Below are 19,963 nucleotides of genomic sequence, written 5' to 3'. Positions count from 1 at the left end.
ATGTGTACCCGAGCCGAGGTGTGCGCGGTCGCCTGCGCCGAGTTGTTCCGCGGCGCCGGCGAAATCCTGGTCAGCCCGATGACGACCATGGCCGCCATCGGAGCCCGGCTGGCCCGGCTGACGTTCTCGCCGGACATCCTGCTGACCGACGGCGAGGCTCGGCTGCTGGCCGACGCCCCGGCATTGGGTAACACGGGAGCCGTCGAGGGCTGGATGCCGTTTGGCCGGGTGTTCGAGACGCTGGCCTGGGGACGCCGCCACGTGGTGATGGGCGCCAATCAGGTTGACCGCTATGGCAATCAGAACATCTCGGCATTCGGACCGCTGCAGCAGCCGACCCGGCAGATGTTCGGCGTCCGCGGCTCGCCGGGCAACACCATCAACCACGCGACCAGCTACTGGGTCGGCAACCACTCCACGCGGGTCTTTGTGAACGCCGTCGACATCGTCTCGGGCATCGGGTACGACAAGGTCGACCCCAACAATCCGGCGTTTCGGTTCGTCAACATCCATCGGGTGGTGACCAACCTCGGCGTGTTCGACTTCGGCGGACCCGACCACACCATGCGGGCGGTATCCCTGCACCCCGGCGTGTCACCCGGCGAGGTCCGCGAGGCCACCTCCTTCGAGGTGCACGGCCTCGGCCAGGCGGATGAAACCCGGCCGCCGACCGACGACGAGCTGCGGCTGATCCGCGAGATAATCGATCCGAAGTCATTGCGGGACAGGGAGATACGATCATGATTATTCCGCCTCCTCTCCCCCGCAAGCGGGAGGTGCCCCCGCATCGCTTCGTCCCCCGCAAGCGGGTGGTACCCCCACTGCATTGTCGGCGGTGGCTATGAGGCTGCGCACGCCGCTGACCGAGCTGGTCGGCGTCGAGCACCCGGTGGTGCAAACCGGGATGGGCTGGGTGGCCGGCGCCCGGCTGGTGACGGCCACCGCCAACGCCGGCGGGCTGGGCATCCTGGCGTCGGCCACCATGACCCTGGACGAATTGGCGACGGCGATCACAAAGGTCAAGGCCGCGACCGACAAACCGTTCGGTGTGAACCTCCGCGCCGACGCCGCCGACGCGGGCGACCGCGTCGAGCTGATGATCCACGAGGGCGTGCGGGTTGCCTCGTTCGCGCTGGCACCCAAGCCGGAATTGATCGCCCGGCTGAAAGAAGCTGGCGTGGTGGTCATTCCGTCGATCGGCGCGGCCAAACATGCCCGTAAGGTCGCGAGCTGGGGCGCCGACGCGATGATCGTGCAGGGTGGAGAGGGCGGCGGCCACACCGGGCCCGTCGCCACCACTCTGCTGTTGCCGTCGGTGCTGGACGCCGTCCAGGGCAGCGGCATCCCGGTGATCGCCGCCGGTGGTTTCTTCGACGGGCGCGGCCTGGCCGCCGCGTTGTGCTACGGCGCGGCCGGGGTGGCCATGGGCACCCGCTTTCTGCTCACCTCGGATTCCACCGTGCCCGACGCGGTCAAACGGCGCTACCTGGAGGCCGGCCCGGACGGCACCGTGGTCACCACCCGGGTCGACGGCATGCCGCACCGGGTGCTGCGCACCGAGCTGGTGCAGAAGCTGGAAAGCAGCTCGCGCGCACGAGGTTTCGCCGCGGCGGTGCGCAACGCCGCCAAGTTCAAGCGGATGTCGCAGATGACCTGGCGGTCGATGATCCGCGATGGCCTGGCCATGCGGCACGGCAGGGAGTTGACCTGGTCCCAGGTGGTGATGGCGGCGAACACCCCGATGTTGCTCAAGGCCGGCTTGGTCGACGGCAACACCGAGGCGGGTGTGCTGGCATCGGGCCAGGTGGCTGGCATTCTCGAGGATCTACCGTCGTGCGCCGAACTGATCGAATCGATCGTTCACGATGCGATCGAACACCTGCGGGCGGCCGCAGCGCTGGTGGAGTAGTTGACGCGTGTCGACTACGCTATCCCAGCTATGTCTGCCATCGATGCGATAGACCATGCGGCTCCCGAGGCCCCGGTGCACCATGCGCTGCCCGATCCGGGTGAGTCGGTACCCAGGCTCGCGCTGCCCACCGTGGGGATCTTCCTGGCCGCGTTGACGGCATTCGCGCTGTCGACCACCGGGTACGTCCAGGGTTGGGTACCGTTCTGGGTGACGATCCCGGTCAACGCCGCGGTCACGTTCGTCATGTTCACCGCTGTGCATGACGCGTCGCACTACTCGATCAGCTCCACCCGATGGGTGAATGGCCTATTCGGGCGGCTGGCGTTCCTGTTCGTCGGCCCGGTGGTCGCCTTCCCGGCCTTTGGGTACATCCACATCCAGCACCACCGTCATTCCAACGACGACGACCAGGATCCGGACACCTTCGCCTCGCACGGCTCGCTGTGGGTGCTGCCGCTGCGCTGGTCGATGGTGGAGTACTTCTACATCAAGTACTACCTTCGCCGCGCCCGTAGCCGGCCGGTGGCCGAGGTCGCCGAGACCCTGGTGATGCTCACGCTGAGCCTGACCGGCCTGACCGTTGCCATCGTCACCGGACACTTCTGGACGCTCGCCGTTGTCTTCCTGATCCCGCAACGCATCGGCCTCACCGTGCTGGCCTGGTGGTTTGACTGGCTCCCCCACCATGGGCTGGAGGACACCCAGCGCAGCAACCGCTACCGCGCGACCCGCAACCGGGTGGGCGCGGAGTGGCTGTTCACCCCGGTGCTGCTGTCGCAGAACTACCACTTGGTGCACCACCTGCACCCGTCGGTGCCGTTCTATCGGTACCTGCGGACCTGGCGGCGCAACGAGGAGGCTTACTTGGAGCGCGACGCCGCGATCTCCACGGTCTTCGGCCAGCAACTGAATCCGGACGAGTACCGGCAGTGGAAGGAGCTCAACGGCAGGCTCGCAAAGCTGCTGCCGGTGCGGATGCCGGCTCGCTCCAGCTCACCGCACGCGGTGCTGCACCGCATCCCGGTCGCCTCGGTGGACCCGATCACCGCCGATGCCACCCTGGTGACATTCGCGGTGCCGGAAGCACTGCGGGACGCCTTCCGTTTCGAGCCGGGCCAGCATGTGACGGTGCGCACCGACCTGGGCGGCGAAGGCATCCGTCGCAACTACTCGATCTGCGCCCCGGCCACCCGCGCCCAGTTGCGCATCGCCGTCAAACACATTCCCGGCGGGGCATTTTCGACCTTCGTGGCCAACGAGCTCAAGGCCGGCGACGTGCTCGAGCTGATGACGCCGACCGGCCGGTTCGGCACCCCGTTGGATCCGTTGCACCGCAAGCACTACGTGGGCCTGGTGGCCGGCAGCGGGATCACCCCGGTGCTATCCATCTTGGCGACCACGCTGGAGATCGAGACCGAGAGCCGGTTCACGCTGATCTATGGCAACCGCACCAAGGAATCGACGATGTTTCGAGCCGAACTCGATCGTCTGGAGTCGCGCTATGCCGACCGGCTGGAGATCCTGCACGTGCTCTCCAGCGAGCCGTTGCACACCCCGGAGCTGCGCGGGCGCATCGACCGCGACAAGCTCACCACCTGGCTGACCACCAGCCTGCAGCCGGCCGGGGTGGACGAATGGTTCATCTGCGGCCCGCTCGCCATGACCACCACGGTGCGCGACACCTTGATCGAGTACGGCGTGGACACCGAGCGTATTCACCTGGAGTTGTTCTACGGATTCGACACTCCCGCGGCGACCCATCGTTCCTATGAGGGGGCGACCGTCACCTTCACCCTCTCCGGGCAGCAGGCGACATTCGATCTGGTGCCGGGCGATTCGATTCTGGAAGGGGCGCTGCAGCTGCGCAGCGATGCGCCCTACGCCTGCATGGGCGGCGCGTGCGGCACCTGCCGAGCCAAACTGATCGAGGGCAACGTCGAGATGGACCATAACTTCGCGTTAGGTCGGGCAGAGCTGGACGCTGGCTACATCCTGACCTGCCAGTCACACCCGACAACACCGTTCGTGGCGGTGGATTACGACGCTTGATCCCGTTCGCCGAATGTGAATCCTGCGACGCGACACGCCGGTTCGGCGTCGTGTGGTTCACTCTCGGCGCTCATGGGCGCCATCCCGCCGCACGCATCGCGGCATCGACGCGGCCGACGAACGTGCCCTGCCGGTACCGGAGCAGCTCGCTGCTGACCCTGATGATCGTCCAGCCCAGATCGTGCAAAGCGCTGGACCGCTCGATGTCCCGGGCCCGTTGCGCCGGGTCTGTCCAATGCTGCGGCCCGTCATACTCGACACCGACACGCAGTTGCCCGTAGCCCATATCGATGCGGGCGACGAAGTCCCCGTAGTCGTCGAACACTCTGATCTGCGTTTGCGGTTTCGGCAGGCCGGCATCGATCAACACCAATCGGGTCCACGTCTCCTGCGGGGATTCCGCGCCCCCGTCGACCAGCGGCAGCACCGCCCGAAGCCGGACCAGGCCGCGCGCACCGGGATGTTCGGCGATGACGGCCTGCACGTCGGTGATCTTGACGTCGGTCGCGTTCGCCAACGCGTCCAGCCGCTGGACCGCCTGCAGCCGCGAGGGTGTGCGCCGCCCGATGTCGAAGGCGGTGCGCGCCGGGCTGGTTACCCCGACACCGTCAACCGCTGCCATCTCGTGCGGCGCCAACCGATCCGTGTGTACGACGATTCGCGGCGGAGGCTTTCGATTGGCGTGCACCAACTCGGCGTCGAGCGCCGGGTTCACCCACTTCGCGCCGAGGAGCGCCGCCGCCGAATTGCCGGCGACGACGGCGCGCCGCCGCGACCACAACCACGCCGCCTGGGCACGCTGGCGCGCCGTCAGCTCGATACCAGCCGGGACGAAAACGCCCGGGTAGACCGGCTCGTAGAGCTGTCTCATCGCCCGCTCCGGAAGAGCCTTTGCGGCCAACGCCTCCGCCCCCAGAAAGGGCCAAGCCGGTTCGCTCATGGGCGAATGCTGACATCACCCACCGACAGCTTCGTTGACACCCCGCCGACAGTGAATCTCACGACGCGACACGCCGATGACCCGTCGTCAGATTCCCACTCGGCGCGCAGGTCACTCCACCGTGCCGCGGGGCACGACCCACTGGCAGCGCTGGCCGGTCACCGACGCGATCAGATCAAAGTCGGCGTCGTAGTGCAGGACAGCGACGCCGAGTTCCTCGGCTGCCGCCGCGATCAACAGGTCGGGGATCTTGCGGCCTCGCTGACCGCGCTGAGCGAGGAGGCGCTGCACTTGAAGAGCGCGACGCTGGTGCGCTGGGGTCGAATCCACGAGCTCAAACGCGTCGAGCGCTCCCACAAGCCGATCCCATTCTTCGGCGTTGCGGGCTAAGTACCCGACTTCGAGGTCGCAGATGCTGGCGCGCGCCAGCTCACCCGCGGTCGCCAACGGCTCAACCACCTGCCGCACCTCGGAGCGGCCGAGCCGCTTGACCACGCTGGTGTCGAGCAGAAACCTCAGCGCCACGCTTCAGCACGATCGTCGAGGCAGGCATCGGACAAGATGTCCAAGGACGCGGCCACTCGCTGCCTTCGTCGCGACGTTGCTCGGCGGAGCGCCTCATTCACCGTGTCTTTGATCGTGGTCGTGCCGAGCTCGGCGCGAGCCGCGGCAAGGGTGTCCTCATCGAGATCGACCAAATGTTTCGCCACAACAGGAAGTATATACGAAGGGTCGACGCGTATATCCAAACGATCGACGCTAAAGCTATAGCCGCTCGATGATGGTGACGTTGGCGGTGCCGCCGCCCTCGCACATGGCCTGCAGCCCGTAGCGGCCACCGACGCGCTCCAGCTCATTGAGCATGGTGGCGAACAGCTTGGCGCCGGTCGCGCCCAGCGGATGCCCCAGCGCGATCGCGCCGCCGTTGGGGTTGACCTTCGCCGGGTCGGCCTTGATTTCCTTGAGCCAGGCCATAACTACCGGCGCGAACGCCTCGTTGATCTCGACGGTGTCGATGTCGTCAATGGCAAGCCCGGTCTTTTCCAACGCGTATCGGGTGGCGGGGATGGGCCCGGTGAGCATGAACACCGGGTCGGCGGCGCGCGCACTGATGTGGTGGATGCGGGCGCGGGGGGTGAGTCCGTGGTCTTTGACGGCCCGCTCGGAGGCCAACAGCACGGCGCTGGCGCCGTCGGAAATTTGACTGGCCATCGCCGCCGTCAGCCGGCCACCGTCGACCAGTGGCTTCAAGCCGGCCATCTTCTCCAGCGACGACTCCCGCGGGCCCTCGTCGACCTGAAATGGTCCGGATTCGGTTTCCACAGTGAGGATTTCGTTCTCGAAGTGGCCGGCGCGGATCGCCGCGAACGCGCGTTCATGGCTGGCCAACGAGTACCGCTCCATCTCTTCACGGGACAGGTTCCACTTCTCGGCGATCAGCTCCGAGCCACGGAACTGTGAAATCTCCTGGTCGCCATAGCGGTGCAGCCATTGCCGGGATTCGTTGGTCGGTGAGCTGAACCCGAACTGTTCGCCGACGGTCATCGCCGACGAGATCGGGATCTGGCTCATGTTCTGCACGCCACCGGCCACGATGATATCCGCCGTGCCGGACATGATCGCTTGCGCGCCAAAGGAAATCGCCTGCTGGCTGGAACCGCACTGCCGGTCCACGGTGACCCCGGGGACCTCTTCGGGATAGCCGGCGGCCAGCCACGACAGTCGGGCGATGTTGCCCGCCTGCCCGCCGATGGCGTCGACACAACCGGCGATCACGTCGTCGACCGCGGCGGGGTCGATGTCGGTCCGGTCGAGCAGCCCGCGCCACGCCAGGGCACCCAGGTCGACGGGATGGATACCGGCCAGTGCGCCGCCCCGCTTGCCAACCGCGGTCCGCACAGCGTCGATGACGTACGCCTCTGTCATCAGTGCCGCTCCTCCTCATCGCTTCGTCCCCCGCAAGCGGGCGGTGCCCCCACTGCATCGTCGCCGACACCGGGCATCTTTCAGACTCCTTCTCTGGTGATCCCGCCAAGCACGATGGTGAGGTACTGCTGGCCCACCTGCTCGGCGGAGAGTGGCCCGCCGGGTCGATACCAGCGCACCGACACCCAGGTGGTGTCACGGATGAACCGGTAGACCAGGTCGACGTCGAGGTCGGGCCGGAAGTAGCCTTCCTCGATGCCCTGGTTGAGCACGTCGACCCACATCTTGCGCTGCTGTTTGTTGAGGTCCTCGATGTAGCAGAACCGGGGTTGCGACGCCAGCCGTTGGGCTTCGTCTTGGTAGATGACGACCTGCGCGTGCCGATGCTCGATCGCCTCGAAGGACGCCATGAACAGGCCTTTGAGCCGCTCCAGCGGATTGGCCGTGCCGTCCACGATCTCGCGGTAGCGACCGAAGAGCCAGTCGAGAAACCCGCGCAGCAGCTCGTCGACCATCTCCTCCTTGGAGGCGAAATGGTGATACAGGCTGCCGGACAGGATGCCCGCGCCGTCGGCGATGTCACGCACGGTGGTCGCGCGTAGTCCGCGCTCGGCGAACATCGCCGCGGCAAGCTCGAGCAGCTCGTCCCGCCGGCTGTTAGTCTGACCGGTCGCTCGGTCCATCCGAACAGACTATCAACCAAGCGCTTGCTCGGCCACCTCACGGTGTCGCCATCGCGCCGCTCGATAGCCGATCGGCTATCGAGTTGGTTCCCGGGAGCTGACGTGGCGGGGGGCGGTGGGTGTTCATGGTGGGGCAGTTCGGGATCATTTCGCCCGCTCCTCTTTGGCCTCGCCGGGCCATGTCCGTTATCCGCTTGGCGAATACTGCGTAACACTGCAGCGAAAATGCGCATTGTCATCGGCGGGGTTGCCTTAGCATGTTCGACGTCGCGGACTGGATCGATCGCCGCGCGTGAGGGTCGACAAACCGAGTAGGAGGTTAGCCATGGCCAATTTCGCGGTGTTGCCGCCGGAGATTAATTCGCTGCGGATGTACCTCGGCGCCGGTTCGGCGCCGATGCTGCAAGCGGCGGCGGCCTGGGACGGGCTGGCCGCGGAGCTGGGCTCGGCGGCGTCGTCGTTCTCGTCGGTGACCTCGGGGCTGACCGGGCAGGCGTGGCAGGGTCCGGCGGCGGCGGCGATGACCGCCGCGGCGGCCCCGTATGCGGGGTTTTTGAGCGCGGCGGCCGCCCAGGCGTCGGGTGCGGCCGGGCAGGCCAAGGCGGTGGCCGGCGTGTTTGAGGCCGCCAAGGCCGCGATCGTGCCACCGGCGGTGGTGGCCGCCAACCGCGAGGCGTTCGTGCAGTTGATCCGGTCGAATTGGTTGGGGCTCAACGCGCCGGCGATCGCGGCCGTCGAGGGCCTGTATGAGCAGATGTGGGCCGCCGATGTGGCCGCGATGACCGGCTATCACGCCGGGGCGTCCTCGGCGGCCGCGCAGCTGATCCCGATACCGGCCAGCCTGCAGCAGTTCCTCAACACCCTGCCCAACCTGGGCCTGGGCAACAAGGGCAACGCCAACCTCGGCGGCGGCAACACCGGCAACGGCAACGTCGGCGACGGCAACCTCGGCAGCTCCAACCTGGGCGGTGGCAACTTCGGCAACGGCAACATCGGCAGCGGCAACTTCGGCAACGACAACTTCGGCAGCGGAAATGTGGGCTCCGGCAACATCGGCTTCGGCAACAACAAGGGTGTCGTCGCAACGGGCGGCCAGAACGTGGGCATGGGGAACTTCGGCATCAACAACATGGGCTTCGGCAACACCGGCGACGCCAACACCGGCGGCGGCAACACCGGCAACGGCAACATCGGTGGCGGCAACACCGGCAACAACAATGTCGGTTTCGGCAACACCGGCAACAACAACATCGGGATCGGGCTCACCGGCGACAATCAGGTGGGCATCAACCTGGCCGGGCTGCTGAACTCCGGCAGCGGCAATATCGGCATCGGCAACTCGGGCAGCGGCAATATCGGCTTCTTCAACTCCGGCAACGGCAACATCGGCATCTTCAACACCGGCGCCAACACCCTTACACCTGCGCCAGCCGACCTCAACAACATCGGCTTCGGGAACTCGGGCATCGCCAACGTCGGCTTGGGGAACACGAACACGTTCAACACCGGCTTCGGGAACGCGGGCGGCCTAAACACCGGTTTCGGGAACGCCGGCGTGCTCAACACCGGCTTCGGGAACGCGGGCAACTACAACACGGGCTTCTGGAATTCAGCCAGCATAAACACCGGCAGCGGGAATTCGGGCAACATCAACACGGGCTGGTGGAATTCGGGCAACACCAACACCGGCTTTGGGGCCACCACCAACACCGGGCTGCCGAGGTCGGGTTTTGGCAACGCCGGCACCAACGCCTCGGGCTTATTCAACACGCCAAACGGCCCGGGAGCTGGCACCGTCTCGGGCTTCTTCAACACCGCCAGCGGCGGCGGCAGCACAAACGGCCAGATCTCGGGCATTGGAAACATCGGCGTCCGGGGCAGCATCTATGCCGTGTCTGACAGTGGCCTGAACTCGGGCTTGTTCAACATAGGCAGCAATTTGTCGGGCATATTCAGCCTTGACCGGCTCTTGTACAACTGACCGGTAGCCGCGCCGACGAGCATGGGGGGCAGTTCGGGATCGCTTGGCCCGCCCGTCCTGACCTCACTGGGCCGCGCTGGCTATTCGGTTGGCGAAAAGGGCCCAGCATTTGGTGAAAGCACAAATCGTCATCCCCGGCGTCGTCATAACATGTTCGACGTCGCGGACTGGGATTGATCACCCTCGGGCGGCGGCGGTGCCAGCGGATAGGAGGTCCATCATGGCTAACTTTTCGGTGTTGCCACCGGAGATCAATTCGTTGCGGATGTACCTGGGTGCCGGGTCGGCGCCCATGCTGAGCGCGGCGGCGGCCTGGGACGGGCTGGCCGCTGAATTGGGAACCGCCGCGTCGTCGTTTTCCTCGGTGACCACGGGGCTGGCCAGTCAGGCGTGGCAGGGCCCGGCGGCCGCGGCGATGACGGCCGCGGCGGCCCTGTATGCGGGCTTTTTGAGCACGGCGGCCGCCCACGCCCAGGGGGTGGCCGGGCAGGCCAAGGCGGTGGCGGCGTGTTCGAGGCCGCAAAAGCCGCGATCGTGCCCCCGCTAGTGGTGGCGGCCAACCGCGAGGCGTTTGTGCAGCTGATCCGGTCGAATTGGCTGGGGCTCAACGCCCCGGCCATCGCGGCCATCGAGGGCCTGTATGAGCAGATGTGGGCCGCCGATGTGGCCGCGATGTGCGGCTACCACGCCGGGGCGTCCTCGGCCGCGGCGCACTTGCCGTTGCCGGCGGCCCTGCAGCAGTTCCTCAACACCCTGCCCAACTTGGGCCTCGGCAACCAGGGCAACGCCAACGTGGGCGGCGGCAACACCGGCAGCGGCAACGTCGGCGACGGCAACAGGGGCAGCGCCAACCTGGGTGGCGGCAACATCGGCGACCGAAACATCGGTAGCGGCAACTTCGGCAGCGACAACTTCGGCAGCGGAAACCGCGGCGCCGGAAACATCGGCTTCGGCAACGGGGGCTCTCTTGTACCGCCGAGCAACAACAACGTGGGCATGGGTAACAGGGGCAACAACAACATGGGCTTCGGCAACACCGGCAACGCCAACACCGGCGGCGGCAACACCGGCAACGGCAACATCGGTGGCGGAAACACCGGCAACTTCAATTTCGGCTTCGGCAACACCGGCGACAACAACATCGGCATCGGGCTGACCGGCAACAATCAGCGGGGCATCAACCTGGCCGGGCTGCTGAACTCGGGCAGCGGCAACATCGGCTTGGGCAACTCCGGCACCAACAACATCGGCTTCTTCAACTCCGGCAGCGGCAACGCCGGCGTCTTCAACAGCGGCACCAATACCCTGGTGCCCGGCGACCTCAACAACCTCGGCTTCGGGAACTCCGGCATCGGCAACATCGGCTTCGGGAACGCGGGCAGGTTAAACACTGGCTTCGGGAATGCAGACACCCTAAACACCGGCTTCGGGAACGCGGGCAGTGTCAACACCGGCTTCGGGAACGCGGGCAACTTCAACACGGGCTTCGACAACTCAGGCACTCTAAACACCGGCAATGGGAATTCGGGCAGCATCAACACGGGCTTGTGGAATTCGGGCAACACCAACACGGGCTTCGGCATCATCACCAATAGCGGCCTGACCAGCTCGGGCTTTGGAAACACCGGCACCAACGTCTCGGGCTTCTTCAACACTCCTAGCGGTCCCGGCGCCGTCATTGTCTCGGGCTTCTTCAACACGGCCAGCGGCGGCAGTGGCATAAACGGCCAGACCTCGGGCATCGGAAACATCGGCGTCCCAGGCACCCCCTTCGTCCCCACCCAGAGCGGTACGAACTCGGGTCTGTTCAACATAGGCACCGCTGTATCGGGCATCTTTAGCCTCAGTCGGCTATGGCACAACTGATAGGCGGCCCGCCGCAGCGCAACCGATTCGCTCACGGATGCTGGCTGGATACCGAAATCACCTCGCCAGTAAGGTAACTGGAGTAGTCGCTGGCCAGAAACGCGATGGTGGCCGCCACTTCCCAGGGTTCGGCGGCCCGCCCGAACGCCTCACCGGCGGCCAGCCGATCCAGCAGCTCCGCCGAGGTGGTCTTGTCCAGGAACTTGTGCCGGGCGATGCTGGGCGAGACCGCATTGATGCGAACCCCGTACTCGGCGGCTTCCATTGCGCTGCACCGGGTTAACGCCATCACCCCGGCCTTGGCGGCCGCATAGTGCGACTGGGAGTGCTGGGCTCGCCAGCCCAGCACGCTGGCGTTGTTGACAATCACACCGCCGTGCGGCGCGTCCCGGAAGTAGCGCAGCGCGGCCCGGGTGGCCCGGAACACCGACGTCAGGCTCACATCCAGGACGCGGTCCCACTGGTCGTCGGTCATGTCGACCACCGGCGTCTGCCCGCCCAGCCCGGCGTTGTTGACCAGCACGTCCAGGCGGCCCATCCGGGCGGTGGTCGCCGCGATCAGGGCGTCGACCTGGGCGGTGGACGTCACGTCGCACGCCACGCTTTCCACCCGGCCCAGCCCCAGCGCGGACAGCTCGGCGGCGGTCTCGGTCAGCCGTCGCTCGTGGTGGTCGGAGATCACCACGTCGGCACCCTCGACCAGGGCTCGTCGCGCGGTGGCCGATCCGATGCCGGTGCCCGCCGCCGCGGTGACGACGACGACCTTGCCGTCCAGAAGTCCGTGTCCGGCAATCTCTTTGGGCGCTACGGACAGGTTCATCCCTTGGCCTCCCGGGGCAGGCCGAGCACCCGCTCGGCGATGATGTTGCGCTGGATCTCGTTGGACCCGCCGTAGATGGTGTCGGCGCGGGTGAACAGATACAGCCGCTGCCATTCGTCGAACTCGCCGTCGGGCATGGTCATTGCGGGCTTGCCAATCACGTCCATCGCCAGCTCACCCAGATCGCGATGCCAGTTGGCCCACAACAACTTCGACACGTTGTCCTGGCCGGGCTGCTCGGTGTCCATGGTGGCCAGGGCATAGGAACGCATGGCCCGCAGCCCGGTCCACGCCCGGGTCAGCCGCTCCCGGACGAACGGGTCATCCGCGGCGCCGGTGCGCCGCGCGAGCTCGGCCAGCTTGGAAAGCTCACGGGCATAGACGATCTGCTGCCCCAGCGTGGAGACGCCGCGCTCGAAGGTCAGCGTCGCCATCGCGACCCGCCAGCCGTCGCCCGGTGCGCCGACCACCATGTCGGCGTCGGTGCGGGCGTCGTCGAAGAACACCTCGTTGAACTCCGCGGTGCCGGTGATCTGGACGATCGGCCGGATCTGCACGCCGGGCTGGTCCAGCGGCACCAGCAGATACGACAGGCCGGCGTGCCGTTTGGAGCCCTTCTCGGTGCGCGCGACCACAAAGCACCACTGCGACAGGTGCGCCAGCGAGGTCCACACCTTCTGGCCGTTGATCACCCACTGGTCACCGTCGAGTTCGGCGGTGGTCGACACGCTCGCCAGGTCGCTGCCGGCGCCGGGCTCCGAATATCCCTGACACCACAGCTCGGTGACGTCGCGGATGCGCGGCAGAAAGCGCTGCTGCTGCTTCGGCGTTCCGAACCCGATCAGCGTGGGCCCCAACAGCTCCTCGCCGAAGTGGTTGACCTTGTCCGGCGCGTCGGCCCGGGCGTACTCCTCGTAGAACGCCACCCGGTGCGCGGTCGACAGCCCACGCCCGCCGTGCTCGACCGGCCAGCCCAGGCAGGTCAGCCCCGCGGCGGCCAGATGCTGGTTCCATGCCCGGCGTTCTTCGAAGGCTTCGTGTTCGCGTCCCGGCCCGCCGAGGCCCTTGAGCGCGGCGAATTCGCCGACCAGGTTGTCGGCCAGCCAACCGCGGACCTCCGCCCGGAACTCCTCGACGTCCTGCATGCCCTGTAGGCTAACCTACCAAGCACTTGCTTTGTTAGGAGCGTCCGTTGATTAACGATCTGCGCACCGTGCCCGCGGCGCTGGATCGTCTCGTGCGCCAGCTACCCGACCACACGGCGTTGATCACCGACGACCGCAACTTCACGTCGACCGAGTTGCGCGACGAGGTGTACCGGGCGGCGGCCGCGCTGGTCACCCTCGGCGTGAAACCCGGAGACCGGGTGGCCATCTGGTCGCCGAACACCTGGCATTGGGTGGTGGCCTGTCTGGCGATCCAGCACGCCGGCGCCGCCATGGTGCCGCTGAACACCCGCTACACCGCAGAGGAAGCCGCCGACATCCTGGCCCGAACCGCTGCGCCGGTGCTGTTCGCGGCGGGCCGGTTCCTGGGCGCCGACCGAGCGACCGGCCTGGACCGCGACGCGCTGCCCGCGCTGCGGCGCATCGTGCGGGTTCCGATCGAAGCGGACGACGGGACCTGGGACGACTTCATCACCCTGGGCGCCGATCCCGTGGCCCTCGAGGCGGCACACGCCCGCGCCGCCGCCGTGGCACCCGAGGACGTCAGCGACATCCTGTTCACCTCCGGAACCACCGGCCGCAGCAAAGGCGTGCTATGCGCGCACCGGCAATCACTGTCGGCCTCGGCATCCTGGGCCGCCAACGGCAAGATCACCAGCGACGACCGCTACCTGTGCATCAACCCGTTCTTCCATAACTTCGGCTACAAGGCCGGGATCCTGGCCTGCCTGCAAACCGGCGCGACGCTGATCCCGCAGCTGACCTTCGATCCGCTGCGCACGCTGCAGGCGATCGAGCACCACCGCATCACCGTGCTGCCCGGACCGCCCACCATCTACCAGAGCCTGCTCGACCACCCGGCCCGCAACGACTATGACCTAAGCTCGCTGCGGTTCGCGGTAACCGGTGCGGCCACGGTACCGGTGGTGCTGGTGGAACGCATGCAGTCCGAGCTGGACATCGACATCGTGCTGACCGCTTACGGGCTGACCGAGGCCAACGGCATGGGCACGATGTGCCGCCCCGACGACGACGCGGTGACGGTGGCGACCACCTGCGGTCGTCCGTTCGCCGATTTCGAGCTGCGCATTGGTGACGACGGGGAAGTCCTGCTGCGCGGGCCGAACGTCATGCTGGGCTATCTCGACGACCCTCAGGCGACGGCCGCGGCTATCGATGCCGACGGCTGGCTGCACACCGGCGATATCGGCGCGGTGGACGAGGCGGGCAACCTGCGGATCACCGACCGCCTCAAGGACATGTACATCTGCGGCGGATTCAACGTCTATCCCGCCGAGGTCGAGCAGGTGCTGGCCCGGATGGACGGGGTGGCCGACGCCGCCGTGATCGGCGTTCCCGACCAGCGCCTCGGCGAGGTCGGCCGGGCGTTCGTGGTCACCCGACCCGGTGCGCATCTGAACGAAGAGTCGGTAATCGGCTACACGCGTGAGCATTTGGCGAATTTCAAGGCACCGCGGTCGGTGCGGTTCGTCGATGCGTTGCCACGCAATGCCGGCGGTAAGGTCGTCAAACCACAGTTGCGGGAGTTGGCCTGAATGGATCTGAATTTCGACGAGCAGACCCTGATCTTCCAGGCCGAAGTGCGCGAGTTCCTCGCTGCCAATGCCGCGTCGATCCCGACGAAGTCTTACGATAATGCGGAAGGCTTTGCGCAACATCGTCATTGGGACCGGGTGCTGTTTGACGCCGGGCTGTCGGTGATCACCTGGCCGAAGCGCTACGGCGGCCGCGACGCGCCGCTGCTGCATTGGGTGGTGTTCGAGGAGGAGTACTTCCGCGCCGGCGCCCCGGGGCGGGCGAGCGCCAACGGCACCTCGATGCTGGCGCCGACCCTGTTCGCCCACGGCACCGCCGAACAGCTCGACCGCATCTTGCCGAAAATGGCCAGCGGCGAGCAGATCTGGGCGCAGGCCTGGTCAGAGCCCGAATCCGGCAGCGATCTGGCGTCGCTGCGCTCCACCGCGACCAAGACGGCGGGCGGTTGGCTGCTCAACGGGCAGAAGATCTGGAGTTCGCGGGCGCCGTTCGCCGACATGGCATTCGGCCTGTTCCGCTCCGACCCCACGGCCGAAAGGCACCGCGGCCTGACGTACTTCATGTTCGACCTGAAAGCCAAGGGCGTCACGGTGCGCCCGATCGCCCAACTAGGCGGTGACACCGGCTTCGGTGAAATCTTTCTCGACGACGTGTTCGTACCCGACGAAGACGTCATCGGCGCCCCGAACGACGGATGGCGCGCGGCCATGAGCACATCGAGCAACGAGCGCGGCATGTCGCTGCGCAGCCCGGGCCGCTTTCTGGCCGCCGCCGAACGGCTGGTGCAACTGTGGAAGGACGGCGGCTCACCCCCGGAGTTCGCCGACCGGGTCGCCGACGCCTGGATCAAGGCGCAGGCCTACCGGCTGCACACCTTCGGCACGGTGACCAGGCTGGCCCGCGGCGGCGAGCTGGGCGCGGAATCCTCGGTGACCAAGGTGTTCTGGTCCGACCTGGACGTGGACCTGCATCAGACCGCCCTCGACATCCGCGGCGCCGACGGGGAGCTGGCCGGCCCCTGGACCGACGGCCTGCTGTTCGCCCTCGGAGGCCCGATCTACGCCGGCACCAACGAAATCCAGCGCAACATCATTTCGGAACGGCTGCTGGGCCTGCCACGAGAGAAGAAGTGACCGTGGAATTTGCACTCGACGACCAGCAGCGCGACTTCGCGGCCAGCATCGACGCGGCGCTGGGCGCCGCGGACCTGCCCGGCGCGGTCCGCGCCTGGTCGGCCGGCGATGTCGCGCCTGGTCGCAAGGTGTGGGCGCAGCTGGCCAACCTGGGCGTCACCGCGCTGGCCGTGCCGGAAAGGTTCGACGGCCTGGAGGCCCACCCGGTCGATCTGGTGGTGGCGCTGGAACGTCTCGGGCGCTGGTGTGTGCCCGGCCCGGTTGCCGAATCGATCGCCGTGGCACCGGTTTTGCTCGCCAGTGACGATCAGGCCGATCGCAGCGCCGGGCTGGCGTCCGGTGAGCTGATCGTGACGGTCGCCATGCCCCCCCAGGTTCCGCGTGCGGTCGACGCCGATACCGCGGGGCTGGTGCTGCTCGCGAGCGATGGCAGCGTCACCGAAGGGACACCCGGTGAGTGCCACCAGTCCGTCGACCCCAGCCGACGGCTGTACGAGGTGACGGCATCCGGCCAGGCCTGGCGGGCGAACGTGGTACGGGCCTACGAGTTCGGAGCATTGGCCACCGCGGCCCAATTGGTGGGTGCCGCCGAGGCGCTGCTGGACGCGGCCGTCGATTACGCCAAGCAGCGGAGTCAGTTCGGGCGGGTCATCGGCTCGTATCAGGCGATCAAACACAAGCTCGCCGATGTGCACATCGCGATCGAGCTGGCCCGGCCCCTGGTGTATGGCGCGGCCTTGTCGTTGGAGCCGGGTGACGTCAGCGCCGCCAAGGTGGCCGCGGGTGAGGCTGCTCTGCTGGCCGCGCGGTCGGCGTTGCAGACCCACGGCGCAATCGGATTCACCCAGGAGCACGACCTGTCGTTGTGGCTGCTGCGGGTGCAGGCGCTACGCTCGGCCTGGGGTACGCCGGCCGCGCACCGCAGGCGGGTGCTGGAGGCGCTGGAGGAGCGGTGCTGATGACCCAAGAACGGGAGATGCTGCGGCAGACCGTCGCCGCCCTGGTCACCAAACACGCAACCCCGGCGGCGGTGCGCGCGGCAATGGAATCCGATCGTGGCTACGACGAGTCACTATGGCAACTCTTGTGCGAGCAGGTCGGCGCCGTGGCCCTGGTGGTACCCGAGGAGTTGGGCGGCGCTGGCGGCGAACTGGCCGATGCGGCAACGGTTTTGCAGGAGCTGGGGCGGGCGCTGGTGCCCTCTCCCCTGCTGGGCACCACGTTGGCGGAGCTGGCGCTGCTGGCCGCACCCGAGCCGGACGTTCAGACGCTGGCAGCTCTTGCCGAGGGTAGCTCGATCGGTGCGCTGGTATTCGATCCCGACTACGTGGTCAACGGCGACATCGCCGACGTCGTCGTCGCCGCATCCGGCGGCCAGCTAAGCAGGTGGACCCGATTCAGCGCACGGCCGGTGGCCACCATGGACCCCACCCGCAGGCTGGCCCGCGTGCAACCCGAAGATTGCGTGCCCGTCGGCCCCGACCCCGGCCTCGCCGACACCGCGGCGATCCTGCTGGCGGCCGAGCAGATCGGCGCCGCCGAACGCTGTCTGGAATTGACCGTCGAATACACCAAGAGCCGAGTGCAATTCGGCCGTCCGATCGGCAGCTTCCAGGCCCTCAAGCATCGGATGGCCGATCTGTATGTCGCGATCGCCGCGGCCCGCGCCGTCGTCGCCGACGCATGCAACCAACCCTCGCCCACCAACGCCGCCACCGCGCGCCTGGCCGCCACCGAGGCGTTGAGTAGGGTGGCGGCCGAGGGCATTCAGCTGCACGGCGGCATCGCCATCACCTGGGAACACGACATGCATCTGTATTTCAAACGCGCACATGGCAGCGCGCAACTGCTCGGCTCTCCGCGAGAACTGCTGCGCCAACTAGAAGCAGAGGTGCTCCCGACGCCGTGAATGACCGTGTGGCCCTGCGCGCCGGCATCCCACCGTTTTATGTGATGGATGTCTGGCTGGCGGCCGCGGAGCGCCAGCGCACCCACGGCGACCTGGTGAACCTGTCGGCCGGCCAGCCCAGTGCGGGCGCCCCGGAACCGGTACGTGCGGCCGCGGCCGCCGCATTGCATCTCAACCAACTGGGATACACCGTGGCGCTGGGCATTCCCGAGCTGCGCGCGGCGATCGCCGCGGATTACCAACGCCGGCACGGCATCGACGTCGACCTGGACGCGGTGGTCATCACCACGGGTTCCTCGGGTGGCTTTTTGCTCGCCTTTCTGGCCTGCTTCGACGTGGGCGACCGGGTCGCCATGGCCAGTCCCGGCTACCCGTGCTACCGGAATATCCTGTCGGCGCTGGGATGTGAGGTCGTGGAGATTCCGTGCGGGCCGCAGACCCGGTTCCAGCCCACGGTGCAGATGCTGGCCGAAATCCACCCGCCGCTGCACGGTGTCATCGTCGCCAGCCCGGCCAACCCGACCGGAACGGTCATCCCCCCTAGAGAACTGGCGGAGATCGCGTCCTGGTGTGACGCTGCCGGTGTACGGCTGATCAGCGATGAGGTCTACCACGGCCTGGTGTACGCGGGGGCTCCGCAGACCAGCTGCGCGTGGCAGACGTCGCGAAACGCGGTGGTAGTCAACAGTTTTTCCAAATATTTTGCGATGACCGGTTGGCGGTTGGGCTGGCTGCTGGTGCCCACCGTGCTGCGCCGCGCGGTGGACTGCCTGACCGGCAACTTCACCATCTGCCCGCCGGCGCTGTCGCAGATCGCCGCGGTGTCCGCATTCACCCCGGAGGCGACGGCCGAGGCCGAGGGCAACCTGGCGCACTACGCGGTCAACCGCTCGCTGTTGCTGGACGGTCTGCGCGCAGTCGGCATCGACCGGCTGGCGCCCACCGACGGCGCGTTCTACGTCTACGCCGACGTCTCCGATTTTACCGCCGACTCCCTGGCATTCTGCTCAAAGCTGCTGGCCGACACCGGTGTTGCCATCGCGCCGGGCATCGATTTCGACACCGAACGCGGCAGTTCGTACGTCCGGATGTCTTTTGCCGGACCGACCAGCGACGTCGAAGAAGCCTTACGGCGCATCGGTTCCTGGTTGCCGGGCCAATAGCTCGTCGATGCGAGCTTCAAGCACGCCCCGCTCGCCGACGTCGGCCACGTTGATGCTGAACCGCTCACTGAGGGCGTCGACAACCGCCGCCGCGTCATCAAGTCGGATCTTCTCGGTCCCGTCGGCCCGGTGGATAGCGAGGTAGCGGCCAGCCAAGTTCCACCGGGCGTCGGCGGTGACGATCGCGGCGGTCAGGCCGGTGACGAAGTGCGATGCCGGGTGGGTGGAGACGTACCAGCTGCCCACTATCAGATCGATCTGCGGTCGGTTCTGCGTGGTGAACGCATACAGGGTCTGCCATTGGTCACGGATCATGGCCTGCAGCACCAACCCGTCGCCGCGGTCCTTGAGTCGATACGGTTCGTGTGACGTCTGCTGGACACTGCCGGTTTCCAAGCGGATCGGCGAGGTGGGCGTCTGGCCGCCGAAGCCGACGTCGACGAGATACGACCCGGCCGAGCCGGGGAATGTTACCCCCAGCACCGTGTGCGTCTGCGCCGGTACGGGCGCAACCGGCGGAAGCATCCAGAAGACTCGGCCGGAGAATCGGCGTACCCGATAACCGAGTTCGGCCAACACGTATCCCATCAACCCGTTGTGCTCGTAGCAGTAGCCACCTCGACGCCGGTGCACCAGCTTGTCGGCCAGCGCATCTGGACTCAGGTCGTCGACCGGCACGCCCATCAACGGATCCAGGTTCTCGAACGGAATCGCCCGAGTGTGAGCGGTCACCAGATCCCGCAGCACATCCAGGGTTGGCTCGGTAGCGCCGCGATAGTTGATGCGGCCGAAGTACGCGTTCAGATCCAGTGCCATGAAGCCATTCTGACCGGACTACCGTGTCGACAGGGGTAGCAA

17 protein-coding genes and 1 pseudogene are annotated in these 19,963 nt (G+C 67.0%); 10 read left to right on the top strand and 8 right to left on the bottom strand.

Going from position 1 to position 19,963, the window contains the following annotated elements; genetic code table 11:
• From ipdB to G6N20_RS19205, 3 genes are all read left to right on the top strand, one after another.
• On the top strand, positions 1-744 hold the full coding sequence (gene ipdB / locus G6N20_RS19215; protein WP_083047221.1) for a cholesterol ring-cleaving hydrolase subunit IpdB: 744 nt from the start codon (positions 1-3) through the stop codon (positions 742-744).
• 97 nt (positions 745-841) lie between these two features.
• Positions 842-1,909: a (3aS,4S,5R,7aS)-5-hydroxy-7a-methyl-1-oxo-octahydro-1H-indene-4-carboxyl-CoA dehydrogenase gene (ipdC, locus tag G6N20_RS19210; RefSeq protein WP_083047223.1), complete on the top strand. Its 1,068-nt coding sequence runs from the start codon at positions 842-844 to the stop codon at positions 1,907-1,909.
• A 30-nt stretch (positions 1,910-1,939) separates the two neighbouring features.
• Positions 1,940-3,961 carry a fatty acid desaturase gene (locus G6N20_RS19205; RefSeq protein WP_083047225.1) on the top strand — a complete coding sequence of 674 codons (2,022 nt, stop codon included), beginning with the start codon at positions 1,940-1,942 and terminating at the stop codon, positions 3,959-3,961.
• Between the two features lie 70 nt (positions 3,962-4,031).
• On the opposite strand, the gene G6N20_RS19200 is transcribed toward G6N20_RS19205, so the two are convergent.
• The 5 genes from G6N20_RS19200 to kstR2 form a co-directional block, all read right to left on the bottom strand.
• Positions 4,032-4,901 carry a DUF559 domain-containing protein gene (locus tag G6N20_RS19200; RefSeq protein WP_083047227.1) on the bottom strand — a complete coding sequence of 290 codons (870 nt, stop codon included), beginning with the start codon at positions 4,899-4,901 and terminating at the stop codon, positions 4,032-4,034.
• A gap of 111 nt (positions 4,902-5,012) precedes the next feature.
• Positions 5,013-5,426 (bottom strand): PIN domain nuclease, encoded by a 414-nt coding sequence (locus G6N20_RS19195; RefSeq protein ID WP_083047229.1) that lies wholly within the window; start codon positions 5,424-5,426, stop codon positions 5,013-5,015.
• Positions 5,417-5,611, bottom strand: a complete 195-nt coding sequence (locus tag G6N20_RS19190) for a hypothetical protein (RefSeq protein WP_083047231.1) — start codon at positions 5,609-5,611, stop codon at positions 5,417-5,419. Before G6N20_RS19190 ends, G6N20_RS19195 begins: the two co-directional genes overlap by 10 nt.
• A 55-nt stretch (positions 5,612-5,666) precedes the next feature.
• Positions 5,667-6,827, bottom strand: a complete 1,161-nt coding sequence (gene fadA6 / locus G6N20_RS19185; protein WP_083047233.1) for a steroid 3-ketoacyl-CoA thiolase FadA6 — start codon at positions 6,825-6,827, stop codon at positions 5,667-5,669.
• An 80-nt stretch (positions 6,828-6,907) separates the two neighbouring features.
• Positions 6,908-7,510, bottom strand: coding sequence for a TetR family transcriptional regulator KstR2 (gene kstR2 / locus G6N20_RS19180; RefSeq protein ID WP_083047235.1), 603 nt, complete (start codon positions 7,508-7,510; stop codon positions 6,908-6,910).
• A gap of 325 nt (positions 7,511-7,835) precedes the next feature.
• Between kstR2 and G6N20_RS19175 the strand changes: the two genes are divergently transcribed.
• The gene (locus tag G6N20_RS19175; RefSeq protein ID WP_083047237.1) at positions 7,836-9,491 is read left to right on the top strand and encodes a PPE family protein; all 1,656 of its coding nucleotides are present in this window, start codon (positions 7,836-7,838) and stop codon (positions 9,489-9,491) included.
• Positions 9,492-9,711: 220 nt separating this feature from the next.
• Positions 9,712-11,357: pseudogene (locus G6N20_RS19170) on the top strand (PPE domain-containing protein).
• Positions 11,358-11,388: 31 nt separating this feature from the next.
• Here G6N20_RS19170 and ipdF read toward each other — a convergent pair.
• A complete protein-coding gene (gene ipdF, locus G6N20_RS19165; protein ID WP_083047239.1) occupies positions 11,389-12,177 on the bottom strand; it encodes a (5R,7aS)-5-hydroxy-7a-methyl-1-oxo-2,3,5,6,7,7a-hexahydro-1H-indene-carboxyl-CoA reductase in 789 nt (262 codons plus the stop codon).
• Positions 12,174-13,322 (bottom strand): acyl-CoA dehydrogenase IpdE1, encoded by a 1,149-nt coding sequence (gene ipdE1, locus G6N20_RS19160; protein WP_083047241.1) that lies wholly within the window; start codon positions 13,320-13,322, stop codon positions 12,174-12,176. The genes ipdF and ipdE1 overlap by 4 nt, the downstream gene beginning before the upstream one ends.
• A gap of 47 nt (positions 13,323-13,369) precedes the next feature.
• Between ipdE1 and fadD3 the strand changes: the two genes are divergently transcribed.
• From fadD3 to G6N20_RS19135, 5 genes are read left to right on the top strand one after another with little or no spacing between them, the layout of a single operon-like run.
• Complete coding sequence (gene fadD3 / locus G6N20_RS19155; RefSeq protein ID WP_083047243.1) at positions 13,370-14,899, top strand: 3-((3aS,4S,7aS)-7a-methyl-1,5-dioxo-octahydro-1H-inden-4-yl)propanoate--CoA ligase FadD3; 1,530 nt, start codon at positions 13,370-13,372, stop codon at positions 14,897-14,899.
• The gene (locus G6N20_RS19150) at positions 14,900-16,033 is read left to right on the top strand and encodes an acyl-CoA dehydrogenase family protein (RefSeq protein WP_083047245.1); all 1,134 of its coding nucleotides are present in this window, start codon (positions 14,900-14,902) and stop codon (positions 16,031-16,033) included. It abuts the gene before it with no gap.
• A complete protein-coding gene (locus G6N20_RS19145) occupies positions 16,030-16,992 on the top strand; it encodes an acyl-CoA dehydrogenase family protein (RefSeq protein WP_142271972.1) in 963 nt (320 codons plus the stop codon). Before G6N20_RS19150 ends, G6N20_RS19145 begins: the two co-directional genes overlap by 4 nt.
• The gene (gene ipdE2, locus G6N20_RS19140; RefSeq protein WP_083047249.1) at positions 16,992-17,942 is read left to right on the top strand and encodes an acyl-CoA dehydrogenase IpdE2; all 951 of its coding nucleotides are present in this window, start codon (positions 16,992-16,994) and stop codon (positions 17,940-17,942) included. The genes G6N20_RS19145 and ipdE2 overlap by 1 nt, the downstream gene beginning before the upstream one ends.
• Entirely contained in the window at positions 17,939-19,105 is a 1,167-nt protein-coding gene (locus tag G6N20_RS19135) for a pyridoxal phosphate-dependent aminotransferase (RefSeq protein ID WP_083047251.1), read from the top strand. Before ipdE2 ends, G6N20_RS19135 begins: the two co-directional genes overlap by 4 nt.
• Here G6N20_RS19135 and G6N20_RS19130 read toward each other — a convergent pair.
• Positions 19,070-19,921 carry an arylamine N-acetyltransferase family protein gene (locus G6N20_RS19130; protein WP_083047254.1) on the bottom strand — a complete coding sequence of 284 codons (852 nt, stop codon included), beginning with the start codon at positions 19,919-19,921 and terminating at the stop codon, positions 19,070-19,072. The genes G6N20_RS19135 and G6N20_RS19130 overlap by 36 nt on opposite strands.
• Positions 19,922-19,963: the final 42 nt, after the last annotated feature.

Source organism: Mycobacterium shinjukuense (assembly GCF_010730055.1).
GTDB lineage: Bacteria > Actinomycetota > Actinomycetes > Mycobacteriales > Mycobacteriaceae > Mycobacterium > Mycobacterium shinjukuense.
This window is presented reverse-complemented; position numbering and strand designations above follow the sequence as displayed.